The sequence below is a fragment of the Halapricum hydrolyticum genome (assembly GCF_025517535.1).
GTDB lineage: Archaea > Halobacteriota > Halobacteria > Halobacteriales > Haloarculaceae > Halapricum > Halapricum hydrolyticum.
The window spans coordinates 20,524-32,988 of sequence record NZ_JAOPKC010000027.1; the positions used below are offsets into that span (position 1 = coordinate 20,524).

Sequence of the window (12,465 nt, forward strand, 5' to 3'; positions counted from 1 at the left end):
CACGTGCCAGGGTCCGCTGAACCGCGTCTTCGCACTCGTCGGGAACCGGCGCAACGGTAACAAGCACGCAGTAACGAGAGACGGGCATGGACCAGCCGCCACGCGATCCGCCGTCGGGATCCAGCCATCCCGGTGGTTCGCCGATGGACCGGGACTTCTCGCGGACGCCGCTGATCGTCACCTGGGAGGTCACCCAGGCCTGCGGCCTCGAATGTGATCACTGTCGGGCGGAGGCCCAGCCCGACCGCGATCCCGAGGAGCTGACGACCGAGGAGGGGAAGCGACTGCTCGAAAGCGTCGCGGACTTCGGCCATCCGCCGCCGATCCTGGTCTTCTCGGGCGGCGATCCGCTCGAACGGCCGGATCTGGACGAACTGGTAGATTACGCCTCCGAGCTGGGGCTGCCGACGGCAGTGACGCCCGCGCCGACGCAGAATCTCACGCGGGACGTCGTCGAGCGGTTCGCCGATGCGGGCGTCCACCGGATGGCCCTATCGCTGGACGGGCCGGACGCACAGCGTCACGACGAGTTCCGCGGCGAAGCGGGAAGCTACGAGCGCGTCCAGCAGGCCGCCGAGTGGGCCGAGCAGGCGGGCCTGTCGATCCAGATCAACACGACCGTCACCGCGAACACGGCCGAGACGCTGCCGGCGATCGCCGACCAGGTCGAGGAACTCGGGGCGGCGATGTGGGAGGTGTTCTTCCTCGTGCCGATCGGTCGGGGAGCCGAGCTGACGCAACTCTCGCCCGCCGAGGCCGACGAGTGGATGGCCTGGCTCTACCGTCGCCAGCGCGAGGCGCCGTTCCGGCTGATCACCGTCGAGGCGCCACAGTACCGCCGGATCGCCCGCGAGATCGAGGGCGAGCCGATCTCGGTCGGTTCGACACGGGCGGGTTCGGGATTCGTCTTCGTCAGCTACCGCGGCGAGGTCTATCCCTCGGGCTTCCTGCCCGAGTCGGCCGGGAACGTCCGCGAGACGGATCTGGTCTCGCTGTATCGCGACTCGGAACTGTTCCGGCGGCTGCGCGACACCGAGGAGCTTTCGGGCCGCTGTGGCCGGTGTGCCTACCGGGAGCTGTGTGGCGGGTCCCGGTCGCGTGCGTACGCCGTCGCGGGCGATCCGTTCGCCAGCGACCCGCTCTGTCCGCTCGCCAGCCGCTCGGTCAGCAGGTCGACCAGCCGCTAGGTCGATCGGCCAGTCGCTAGGTCGGCGGATCCGCGATCTCTTTCTGTGCGCTCGCGGCCGCGGTACGTGCTGTCGATTCCACGCGCAGAAGTTCGACCTCAAAGGCGGCTCCGCCGGCGTCGCTGTCCGCGACGGTGATCGACCCGCCGTAACGGTCGACGAGCATGTCGACGATGTAGAGTCCGATGCCCGAGCCGTCGCTACCGGGGCCGAGTTCACCTCGCTCGAACAGCGTCTCTCGCTCCGCCTCGGGGATCCCCGGGCCGTCGTCTTCGACCCGGATCCCTACCGTCTCCGCACCGGCCTCGACGGTCACGATCACGTGCGGATCGTCGCTGTCGTTGTGCGTGACGGCGTTCGACAGGAGATTGTGCAGCACCGTCGCGAGCAGTTCGTCCGCCTGGACGGCGGCGTCCGGAACCGGCTGTTCGAGTGACACCGTCGCGCCCGGATATCGCTCCCGCAGGTTGTCGACCTGCGTGCGGACGATCTGCTGGACGGCGACCGGCCGGAGGTCGGCCTCGTCCTCCAGTGCGGTGACGAACGTCCGGAGACGCTCGGTGAGGTCGATCGCTTCGCTCGCCGTCCGCTGGAGGCGCTCGAGGGCGTCTTCCCCGTCGGGGTCGACGTGCCGTTCGAGAACGTCGGCCGCCCCCGCGATGATCTGCAGATCGTTGCCGATGTCGTGGCGGACGATCCGGTTGACCAGCGCGAGTTTCTCGCGCTCGTCGGCCAGCCGCTGGCGTTCGCGTTCGCGCCCCGTGGCGACTCGCAGCCGCCGGGCGTCGTACCACCCGACGATCAACCCACCGAGCCCCCCGCTCGCGCCGTTGCCGGCGACGATGACGGTCGAATAGATAGCTTCGACGCTGCTGCTGGCTTCGAACAGCACCAGTGCGAATCCGGTCGCCGTCGCGACGACGGTGCCGACCGCCCACCAGAAGCCGACGTGGCCGCTTTGCTCGGCGGTCAACCGGCATCGCCAGATCAACAGGCCGGCGACAGCGACGACAACCGCGAGCGCGAGCGGGAACACGCCGCCGAACAGCAGCCCGAGCGACGAGGAAAACCCATTCAGGATGCGAGCAGTCATAATCGCCGACAGGGAGACCCCGACGCCAGTGACCGCTCCACCGACGACGACACGGACAGCCCGGTCCGACTGGCCAGATACGGCCCGGGCGACGACCTCGTCGAGCGTCAGTCCTCCTCGCAATTTGCCCGTAATATGGACTGGACGCACCTAACCGTTCGGTTTCGATGCGGCGCAGTCGTGTACTTTCGTTCCCCGGGGGAAGAATGACGCCGGTCACTACGAGGGGTTACTCGGCGTCCGGAAACGGCACGTCGATGGCCTGGCCGTCGTCGGCGACGAACACACGCTCGCCCTCGAAGACCGCGCTGGCCTCGTCTTCGAGTCGCTTGCCCTGACCAGCGTAGCGCGTCGAGATGTGTGTCAGCGCGAGCCGCTTCACACCGGCCCGGTTGGCCAACTCAGCGGCCTGTTTCGCGGTCGTGTGGCCGGTCTGTCCGGCCCGGTCGCGGCGGTCCTCGGCGAAGGTCGCCTCGTGGACCAGCAGGTCAGCGTCCTGGGCCGCTTCGGCCGTGGCGACCGTCGGGCGCGTGTCGCCGGTGTAGACGAACCGTCGACCCGGTCGCGGCGGGCCGACGACCTCCTCGGGCTGGACCGTCCGTCCGTCGTGCTCGACGGGCTCGCCAGCGTGCAACTTCGAGTACTTCGGTCCCGGCGGGATGCCGAGTTCTTCTTCGGCTTTCTGTCGGTCGAACCGACCCTTGCGGTCGTCCTCGACCAGCGCGTACCCGACGGACTTCGTCCGGTGGTCGGTCTCGAACGCTTCGACCGCGTACTCCTCGCGGTCGAGGACCGTGTCCCCGGGACGGACCTGGTGGATGCGAAGCGGGTAGGTGGGGCGTTCGCCGGTGGCCTCGATCAACTGTTCGAGCTGGCTTCGCGTCCCGTGGGGTGCGTGGATCGCCAGCGGGTCGGTCCGATCGTTGAAATCCAGCGTCTGCAACAGGCCGGGGATCCCCAGGACGTGGTCGCCGTGCAGGTGCGTGACGAAGATGTGAGAGACGTCGAACCCGGTCGAAAAGCGCATCATCTGCCGTTGGGTCCCCTCGCCACAGTCGAACAGGAACCGCTCGCCTTCCCGGCGCACCAGGACGGCGGAGGGGTTGCGCTCGGTCGTCGGCACGGCCCCGCTGGTCCCCAGGAACGTCACGCGCATCTCGCCTGCCACTCGAAGGCCCGCGAGTAAACGCCCTTCGGATCGCCGTAGTGTTTTTACCTGTGCTTGTGTATGACACACCCATGAAGTTCGTCATCGTCGGCTTCGGTCGGGTGGGCATCCGTACTGCACGGATCCTCGGCAGCGAAGACCACGACGTCACGATCGTCGATATCGACCCGGAGAAAGTCGATCGCGCCCGTGAGGAGGGATTCACCGCGCTACAGGGCAGCGGCGACGACGAGTCGCTGCTGGAGGAGGCGGGCATCGCGACAATCGACGCGATCGCGGCGCTGACCGACGACCTCAACGTCAACTTCTCGGCGTGTATGATCGGCAAGCACCACGGCGCCCGCACTGTCATGCGGATCGACGCGGACTACCGCGAGGAGATCTACGACGCCTACGCCAGCGAGGTCGACGAGGTCGTCTACCCGGAGCGACTCGGTGCGGCCGGTGCCAAGACGGCCCTGCTGGGCGGGGACTTCAACGTCCTGGCGGATCTGACCGAGCGGCTGTCTGTCGCGACGATCGACATCCCGGACGGCGCGGACGTGATCGGAGCGCGCGTCGTCGAGGTCGAGCTACCCGGAAACGCACGCATCTACGCACACGGGCGGTCGAACGAACCGATGTCGATCCCGCTGCCGGCCACGACGATCGAGGCTGGTGACACCATCGCTATCACGGCTGACCCGGAGTCACTCGACGAGATCAGGGCGACTCTCGGAGCGTAGGCAGAAAGGGAAACGAGAGGGGTGGTAGTGGGTGCCCGGGCGCGCGATGAGGATGGGAGGCATAACGAAGCCGTTGTGCGCGCCCATGCTGTCGATGTCCTCGATTGCCCATAAATTCACGTCAGACGAGCGCAAGACTGCCGGGCAGCGAACCGGTCGGTCGCGGTGCAGACGTGATGAAACAGCGACGTGTTCCGTCGCCCGGTCGAAGGTGGGCCCCGCCGACCGGGCGTATCGAGGCCGGTCGGCAGTTCCAAGGCCCAAACGATTATAGTCCCGCGCCGATGAGTATCTAATACGTGTGGTGTGGTACCACCCACCACTCTGATTGCACGTATGACCACGGACAAACCGGCGACCGAGGCGGAAGCGGACGGACGGTACGCCGCAATCGAGACCGGCAGCGGCGAGACGGTGATCTACGATCGGGACAATCCCGACGCGTGGGTCCGGTCGGACTATGCCGTCGATATCGGGGCATAGAGGGATATCGGTCGTGACATCAGCGATGTCTTTCTCAATCACCGACCGAGACCGACCAGGATCACCAGGGAGCCGACGACGAGAAACGCGACCGCAGTCAGTGAATACCCACCGGTCGAGAGCGTGTAGGCTGCGGCGGCGACCGCCGCGAACCCCGTCACGACGGTCGCGCTAGTCGCGTGCAGCGCCTCTCCGCGCGGGGTCGAGATCGACCGAGGAAACTGTTCGGCCACGGCGATCGCGTTTTCGCCCACGTCCCAGGTCAGGACTGCAGTGTCTCCATGTGCTCTTCGAAGGCCGCCCAGAACGGGTCCTTCCCGGGATGGTCGACGGCGTCACCGTCGACGGTCAGTCCCGATCCGGTGATGACCTCGCCCACGTCGGCCGCGGGGATCCCCTCGCGGTCGAAGGCGTCGAGCACGTCTCCGACGCCGTCGGGGTCGACCGTCGCCAGCAGCGTCCCCTCGCTGATCGAGATCCAGGGATCGACCCCGAAGAAGTCACAGGCCTCGCGGACGCCGGGCTGGACCGGGACGCGGTCGCGCTCGATCTCGATACCGACGCCGGCGGCGCGAGCCATCTCGAAGAGCCCGCCGTAGACGCCGCCCTCGGTCGCGTCGTGCATCGCCGTCACCGGCCCGGCCGCGGCCGCCGTCAGCGCGTCCCGAACCGGACTCATGTCGTAGAAGCGGTCCTGTGCGTCCTCGATCGTCGACGCCGGCAGCTCGCCCTCCAGCAGCGACTCGAACTGGATCGACAGCAATCCCGTCGTTTCGATTGCAGGGCCTTTCGTGACGATCACGCGATCGCCCACGTTCGCGCCGTCCGGGCGGACGAGTTCGTCGGGGTCGCCGACGGCCATCGCCGTGCCGCCGCCGACCATCGGGTAGTTACACCCGGCGTAGCGGGCGGTGTGGCCGGTCACGATCGACACGTCCAGTTCGCGCGCCTCGCGGTCGAACGTCTCCCAGACCGTCTCGAACTCCCCGTCGGTGATTTCGGGCGGGAGGTTGAAGTCGACGCTGAGATACGCCGGATCCAGCCCCGAGACGGCGACGTCGCTGATCAGGATGTGGAACGCGAACCACGCCGCGCGCTCGAACCCGACCGCGGGCATGACGAACACGGGATCAGTCGCCATCGCCAGGGCCCGGTCGCCGATCTCGACGACCCCGAAGTCGACGCCGTGCTGGGGCCCGAGCGTCACGTCCTCGCGGTCAGCCCCGAGGCGGGGGTAGATGTACTGCTCGAAGAACTCGCGGTCGGCCTTACCGAGTTCTGGTTCGCCCATTACTGGTTGATATCTTCCCGTGGTAGTAAGGCTATCGGGAGCGTCGTCACAGATCTCGCGTCACTCCGCAAGCAGTCCCCGCACTAGCGTCATCCGAAGGGCATCCTGGAACCCCGAGAACTCGGCCTTACCGAACCGCTCGTACAGTTCTTTCTGTGCAACCGTAAGCTCGATCACAGAAAACAGGTGTATCACCATCATCGGGTCGAGTTCGGCGATCAATCCATCGCTGTCGGTCTGGATGTCTTCGACGATCGGGACTGCCCGCTCGGCGAACTGTTCCATGGCCCTCTCGAGGGTTTGTTCGTCCATGTAGCGCAGCATCCGTTGAGGAGACTGGTGACTCTCCACCAACAGCGGGCGAGCCTCGAACTCTCTGGCCCAGACTGCCAGGACACGTTCCAGTCGCTCCTCCGGCGGACTATCCGCTGACACCTCGGCTTCTATCGCGTCGAACAGTGCTTTGTTCTCCCGAAGGAGTACCTCAGTGTAAAGATCCGCCTTCGAGTCGAAAAACCGATAGAACGTGCTCTCGGCGATCCCCACTGGCTCGGTCACATCCTGCACGGTGACCTTCTCGAAACCGTGGATCGCGATCAGTTGACTGGCGGTCTCGACGAGTTCGCTCCTGATTTCTGCGCGCTCGTCGTCGCTGAAGCCTCGCATAGATCTCCGATCGATGCGAAAATACATGAGCTTATCGCTCATCGCTCATGAATTCATGAGCGAAAAAACTATTTACTCATGGACTCACACTCGACGTATGGCTCCGATCAACCGTCTCGCCGGCACGATTGCAACCCACAGTCGAGCGACGATCGTGTTGCTGCTCGTGTTCACTGCCGTCGTCGGATCAGGCGCCGGGCTACTCGCGGAAGACACGTCGATGGATCAGTACTACAGTAGTTCTGACGCCGGGAAGGCACTCGACTACGTCCAACGCAACTTCTCGGCGGACGACAACGCAACCTACGCACAGGTCGTCGTGCGCGACGACAACGTTCTTTCAAAGGGCACGCTGCTGGAAACCCTTCGATTCCAGCGATCTCTCGAAGCCAACCGAACGATCAACAGGACGCTCGGCGACGCGCCGACGTCGATCAGCGTCGCGAACATCGTCGCGCGGAGTGTGATCGCCGCCGAACCCGGTCCGGGACCGACACAGAACGCGACAGTCGGACAGTCCGGCGGCCCGACGCTCGACGAACAGATCGCCCGTCTCGAGACGATAGATCAGGCCACCATCGATCGGACGGTCCGGACCCTGCTGGACCCAGAAACCGCTGGGCCGGCCGGGGCGCTCGAACTCATGCCAACTGGCTACGAGCCGGGATCGACGACGGCGAACGCGACGATGATCGTCGTCACCCAGCGGACCGAAGACGCGCCCATTCTGGATCCTGACCAGGCACCGGCCGAGATTATCGACTCCCAGCAGGCCATGCAGTCGATCGCCGAGTCGTTCTCGGACCGAAAGAAGGCCGACGCCATGGTGTTCGGTGTCGGCGCGATGGGTGGGGAAATTACGCAGACGATGGAAGACAGCCTCGGGATCGTCGGCCCGCTGGCGCTCGCGTTCGTCCTGACGGCACTGATCATCGCCTACCGCGATCCCGTCGATATCGTTCTCGGAGTGGTCGGTGTGGGTATCGTCCTCGTCTGGACGTTCGGCGTCATGGGTTGGGCCGGAATTGATTTCAACCAGTTGCACGTCGCTATTCCGGTCCTGCTAATCGGACTCTCGATCGACTTCGCGCTCCACGTCGTCATGCGCTATCGCGAACAGCGCCAGAACGGCGACGACATCAGGGGTTCGATGACGGTCTCGCTGGCCGACATCGGAGTGGCACTGATGTGGGTAACGATTACGACGGCGATCGGCTTTCTGGCGAACCTCCTGAGTCCGGTCGGGCCGATCCAGGACTTTGCGATCGCCAGTTCGGTCGGGGTCGTCTCAGCACTGGTCGTCTTCGGCGCTTTGCTCCCCGCGCTGAAGATCGAGATCGACGGCGCGCTTGCAGCACGGGGATTCGACCGGAAACGGCGGGCGTTCGGCACCGGCGGCGGGCGGTTCAGCCGATTTCTCTCGCTGGGATCGTGGGCGGCTCGGACCGCCCCACTGTTCGTGATCGTGCTGGTCGTGCTGGTGAGCACGGCTGGACTATACGGGGCGACTGGTGTCGAGACGCGCTTCGCACAGGAGGACTTCCTCGCGGACGATCCGCCGGCCTGGACCGAACACCTGCCGGCCGAACTCGAACCACACGAGTACACGGTCAAGGAGAACATGGCGTATATCAACGATCACTTCGCTCGGCGAGATGCCCAGGTATCCGTGCTCGTTCGTGGGGACGTGACCGATCCGGAGACGCTCGACCGCCTGGCCACTGCCCGAGAGGAGGCAGGGGCGAGTGCAGTGACTCAACAACTCTCGACCGGCGATCCCCGGATTCGAAGTCCGATCGAGGTGATGGAACGGGCAGCGGCCAACAACGCCTCGTTCGCGACGACGCTGCGGGCGGCCGACACGGATAGCGACGGATTGCCCGACCGGAACGTCGATGCGGTCTACGACGCGCTGTTCGCGGCGGCACCCGAACACGCCGAGGACGTGATCCACCGGGCCGACGGAGAGTATCGTGCCCTCCGACTGGTCGTCATGACGGGCGGCGACGCCACGCATGCCGAGGTCGCCGACGGGATGCGATCGGTCGCGGCAGTCATCGACGGCGACAGCGTCCAGGCGACCGCGACCGGCAATCCGGTCCTGTTCGAAATCGTCGCCGACGAACTCTTCGATACCTTCGTGACGACGCTTTCGGTCGCGCTCGTTACCATCGCCGTCGTTCTTATCGCCGGATATCGACTGGCCGGCGAGGGTGCGACCCTCGGCGCACTGACGGTCGTCCCCGTGGTGATCGTCCTGCTGTGGATCCTGGGGACGATGAACCTGCTCGACATCCCGTTCAACGCGATGACGGGGATGATCACCAGTCTCACGATCGGCCTCGGGGTCGATTACAGTATCCACCTCGGGACGCGCTATACACAGGAACTCGAAGCCGGACGCTCCCCCGCCAACGCGATGCGACTGGCAGTGACGGGGACCGGCGGGGCGCTACTCGGGAGTGCGGCGACCACCGCCGCCGGGTTCGGCGTCCTGGTTTTCGCTCTCCTGCCCGGCCTCCGGGATTTCGGCGCTATCACGGCGCTGACCATCGTCTACGCGTTCGTCGTCGCAGTGTTCGTGTTCCCGAGTTTCCTCGTGGTCTGGACGGACCACGTCGGTCTGGGCGGGTTCTCGCCTTCACAGTCGGAGTGACCTCCCGCAAACGGAATGATCTCTTTCGGATGAGATCTCTCGGCCCCGTCAGGGATGAATCGTCACGGGGCCCCCGTCAGGGATGAATCGTCACCGGGGGGAGAAGCCGGGGACGTATCGCAGGACAGTCAGGCTATTTGTCACGAGCGGTCCTGACGGAGAGATCGCGGTTGGTCCGGTCGGGTACTGGAGCCAGCCGTCGAGAGGCGTTCGGTTCGAGCTGGAGCCGGGCTACCGGATGTCGAGCTCGTCGAGTCGTTGCTGGAGGGTCTCGGCCGAGGCGTGGAGTCGCTCGTGTTCGTCGTCGGTCAGGTCGTACTCGAGCACCTGGCGCACGCCGCGGCGGTTGACGACGCTCGGCAGGCTGAGATACACGTCGTCGAGGCCGTGCTGGCCCTGCATGAGCGTCGAGACCGTCAGGATCGTGTCCTCGTCGCGGACGATCGCGTCGATGATCTCGGTCGTCGCAAGCGCGACCGCGTAGTTGGTCGCGCCCTTCTTATCGATGATCTCGTAGGCGGCACCCGCGACCTTCTCCGAGAGGTCGTCTTTGATGTCCGGACCACACTGCCGCAAGCAGGCCGAGCAGAAATCGTCGAACGGCATGCCAGCGAGATGCGCACTGCTCCAGACCGGTACTTCGCTGTCGCCGTGTTCGCCGACGACGTAGGCGTGGACGTTCTGGGCGGCGACGTCGCAGTGCTGGCTGAGGACCTGCTTGAACCGCGCGGTGTCCAGCACTGTCCCGGAACCGATGATCCGCTCGTGGGGCAGGTTCGAAACCTTCCAGGTGACATACGAGAGGATGTCGACGGGATTGGTCACGACCAGCAGGACCGTCTCCGGGTCGATCCGCTCGGTGATCTGCGGAACCATATCCTCGAAGATACTGACGTTCCGTTCGAGCAACTCCATCCGTGACTCGCCGGGCTTCTGGCTCGTTCCCGCCGTGATCACGACCACGTCGGCGTCCCAGCAGTCCTCGTAGTCGCCGACGTAGACGTCGACCGGTTCGACGAACGCCCCCCCGTGTGAGAGGTCCATCGCCTCCCCTTCGGCTTTCTCGCGATCGATGTCGATCAGCGCGATCTCCGAGACGGTGCCGCTGTTCATCAGTGCGAACGCCGTCGTCGCACCGACGTTGCCGGCTCCGACGATGGCGACTTTGCCCTTGATGCGTCCGGTAGTCATTCTTGTCATGCTGTTTCGCTCACGCAGGCATAAAACTGCGGACAGCGGAGACTGCGGTCGGCCGACTGCCGGCGCAGCCGGCTGTCCGACCCGTTCGAGGGCGGGCCTTCTACACGCGGGGCAGGCCGAGGCGGTTCACGAGCGCCACTCGTTGCCACACCGGTTGCACTCGAAGTATCGCCAGTCGGTCCCGCCCGGCACGCGCTCGCGGGCGGTCGTCTCTCGGTCGGAACTGCCACACACCGGACAGGCCGTCATCGCCTGAGTGCTGAGGGACATACCCATCGATATGCGCCGCCGGTATATATTCTTTCGAAAGTGAGTAAATATTTCTGGAATCGGTCGAGTCGGCCGAAACGTCAAGGGTTCCCGCTCTCGAAAGGCCGGGTATGACCCGCACGACGTACACCTGTGACGGGTGTGGGGCGCTGCTGGACAACGAGAAAGATCTGCGAAAGCGCGAGGGGACGACGCGACCGAGCTGGCAGTGTCGGGTCTGTGAGACGACCGTGCCGTCGGTCGTCGCCGAGCGGATCAGCCATCAAAAGCAGAACGCGACGGAATAAAGACCGCTGGCACCCACGGACTGATCGAATGGACGGAAACGAGCGATCGATCGTCGCGTTCGCGAGTTCGGCACACGCGCTCGTCCACACCTACGAGCTGTCGATCCCGATCTTCGTCGTCGTCTGGCTGCAGGCGTTCGGGGCGTCGACTGCGGAGCTGGGGTTGGCTGTCACCGGCGGCTACGCCCTGTTCGGGATCGGTGCGCTGCCGGGCGGGATACTGGCGGATCGGTTCGGCTCGCGGCGGCTCGTCGCCGCCGGGGTCGCCGGCATGGGCGCGTCGTTTCTGGCGCTGAGCTTCGCGAACGGGCTGGTCGCCGTCGCGCTCGCGCTGGCCGGCTGGGGCGTTGCCGCGAGTGTCTACCACCCTGCGGCGCTGTCACTGCTGTCGACCGGCGTCGAGAGCCGCGGCACGGCCTTCGCCTACCACGGGATGGCCGGCAACGCCGGAATCGCGCTCGGGCCGCTCGTCTCCGCGCTGCTATTGCTGGCGTTCGACTGGCCGACCGTCGTCCGGCTGCTCGTCCTGCCGGCGGTCGCCGTCGCGGGGTACGCCGCCATCGTCGAGTTCGACGAGATGGCAGCCGTCGATGCGAGTGCCCGCGGGTCTGACGCCGGCGGGCCGGGCCGCGCAGTCTCGCTGTCGTCCGTACTCGCCGACAGCAGGGCGCTTTTGACCGCCGGCTTCGTGCTGGCACTCGCGGTCGTAATGGCGAACGGGCTGTTCTACCGCGGCACGCTAACCTTCCTGCCGGAGATGCTCGGCGAGTTCCTGCCGCCGATCGACCCCGTCGGCGTCTTCGGGGCAGAGAGCGCGCTGGCCGCCGAGTTCGACACCGCATCGTACCTCTACGCCGGACTGTTGATGGTCGGCATCGCCGGCCAGTACACCGGCGGGAAGCTCTCCGATCGAGTTCCCCCGACGCTCGGACTCGTCGGGACGTTCGCGGCCCTCGTCGTGATCGCCGTTGCGTTTGTCCCTGCCGCCCGGGTAGGACTGGTTCCGTTGCTCGCCGCGAGCGTCCTGCTCGGTTTCTTCCTGTTCGCACTCCAGCCGCTCTACCAGGCGACGATCGCCGTGTACACGCCACCCGACGGTCGCGGGCTGTCCTACGGGTACACGTATCTGGTCTCCTTTGGCGTCGGCGCGGCCGGCGCGACGATCGCCGGCTATCTCCTCTCGGCGCTGGGTACTGGCGGGACCTTCCTCGCGCTTTCCGTCTTCCCGGTACTCGGAGCCGGGTTCGCCCTGACGCTGTACCGATGGGATCCGGCGTCAGCGACCAACGGCTGAAGCCGTTGGCTTGTCGGTGGACTCCCGTTCTGCCGACACGTAGGCATCGGACGCCACGTCAGTCGCGTTCACGGTCATCGTCCCCGACTTCAGGGCGTACTGACAGAACGCCCCTCCAGCGGGGGACTTCTGCCCTCGCTGGTGT

Annotated in this window: 13 protein-coding genes; 6 read left to right on the forward strand and 7 right to left on the reverse strand. The window is 65.9% G+C overall.

Features of this window, described 5'->3' with window-relative positions:
- Nucleotides 1–86 precede the first annotated feature (86 nt).
- The gene (locus tag OB916_RS15205) at nt 87–1,187 is read left to right on the forward strand and encodes a radical SAM protein (RefSeq protein WP_315910148.1); all 1,101 of its coding nucleotides are present in this window, start codon (nt 87–89) and stop codon (nt 1,185–1,187) included.
- A gap of 16 nt (nt 1,188–1,203) precedes the next feature.
- On the opposite strand, the gene OB916_RS15210 is transcribed toward OB916_RS15205, so the two are convergent.
- The gene (locus tag OB916_RS15210; RefSeq protein WP_315910149.1) at nt 1,204–2,403 is read right to left on the reverse strand and encodes a sensor histidine kinase; all 1,200 of its coding nucleotides are present in this window, start codon (nt 2,401–2,403) and stop codon (nt 1,204–1,206) included.
- 106 nt (nt 2,404–2,509) lie between these two features.
- A complete protein-coding gene (rnz, locus tag OB916_RS15215) occupies nt 2,510–3,436 on the reverse strand; it encodes a ribonuclease Z (protein WP_315910150.1) in 927 nt (308 codons plus the stop codon).
- An 83-nt stretch (nt 3,437–3,519) separates the two neighbouring features.
- On the opposite strand from rnz, the gene OB916_RS15220 reads away from it, so the two are divergent.
- On the forward strand, nt 3,520–4,173 hold the full coding sequence (locus tag OB916_RS15220; protein ID WP_315910151.1) for a potassium channel family protein: 654 nt from the start codon (nt 3,520–3,522) through the stop codon (nt 4,171–4,173).
- A 336-nt stretch (nt 4,174–4,509) separates the two neighbouring features.
- Nucleotides 4,510–4,656 carry a DUF7331 family protein gene (locus OB916_RS15225; RefSeq protein ID WP_315910152.1) on the forward strand — a complete coding sequence of 49 codons (147 nt, stop codon included), beginning with the start codon at nt 4,510–4,512 and terminating at the stop codon, nt 4,654–4,656.
- 38 nt (nt 4,657–4,694) lie between these two features.
- On the opposite strand, the gene OB916_RS15230 is transcribed toward OB916_RS15225, so the two are convergent.
- Genes OB916_RS15230 through OB916_RS15240 form a run of 3 tightly spaced genes read right to left on the reverse strand, consistent with a single transcriptional unit; the run spans nt 4,695 to nt 6,613 of the window.
- Complete coding sequence (locus OB916_RS15230) at nt 4,695–4,910, reverse strand: DUF7519 family protein (protein ID WP_315910153.1); 216 nt, start codon at nt 4,908–4,910, stop codon at nt 4,695–4,697.
- 8 nt (nt 4,911–4,918) lie between these two features.
- Nucleotides 4,919–5,947: an AIR synthase family protein gene (locus OB916_RS15235; RefSeq protein ID WP_315910154.1), complete on the reverse strand. Its 1,029-nt coding sequence runs from the start codon at nt 5,945–5,947 to the stop codon at nt 4,919–4,921.
- Between the two features lie 60 nt (nt 5,948–6,007).
- Nucleotides 6,008–6,613, reverse strand: coding sequence for a TetR/AcrR family transcriptional regulator (locus OB916_RS15240; RefSeq protein WP_315910155.1), 606 nt, complete (start codon nt 6,611–6,613; stop codon nt 6,008–6,010).
- Nucleotides 6,614–6,710: 97 nt separating this feature from the next.
- Between OB916_RS15240 and OB916_RS15245 the strand changes: the two genes are divergently transcribed.
- Nucleotides 6,711–9,269 (forward strand): efflux RND transporter permease subunit, encoded by a 2,559-nt coding sequence (locus OB916_RS15245; RefSeq protein ID WP_315910156.1) that lies wholly within the window; start codon nt 6,711–6,713, stop codon nt 9,267–9,269.
- Nucleotides 9,270–9,500: 231 nt separating this feature from the next.
- Here OB916_RS15245 and OB916_RS15250 read toward each other — a convergent pair whose 3' ends face one another.
- Together OB916_RS15250 and OB916_RS15255 are read right to left on the reverse strand one after the other, a co-directional pair.
- On the reverse strand, nt 9,501–10,460 hold the full coding sequence (locus tag OB916_RS15250; protein WP_315910157.1) for an L-lactate dehydrogenase: 960 nt from the start codon (nt 10,458–10,460) through the stop codon (nt 9,501–9,503).
- Between the two features lie 135 nt (nt 10,461–10,595).
- Nucleotides 10,596–10,739 (reverse strand): hypothetical protein, encoded by a 144-nt coding sequence (locus OB916_RS15255; RefSeq protein ID WP_315910158.1) that lies wholly within the window; start codon nt 10,737–10,739, stop codon nt 10,596–10,598.
- Nucleotides 10,740–10,849: 110 nt separating this feature from the next.
- Here OB916_RS15255 and OB916_RS15260 point away from each other — a divergent pair, with 110 nt between their 5' ends.
- Nucleotides 10,850–11,026: a hypothetical protein gene (locus OB916_RS15260; protein WP_315910159.1), complete on the forward strand. Its 177-nt coding sequence runs from the start codon at nt 10,850–10,852 to the stop codon at nt 11,024–11,026.
- Nucleotides 11,027–11,054: 28 nt separating this feature from the next.
- On the forward strand, nt 11,055–12,320 hold the full coding sequence (locus OB916_RS15265; RefSeq protein ID WP_315910160.1) for an MFS transporter: 1,266 nt from the start codon (nt 11,055–11,057) through the stop codon (nt 12,318–12,320).
- Nucleotides 12,321–12,465 lie beyond the last annotated feature (145 nt).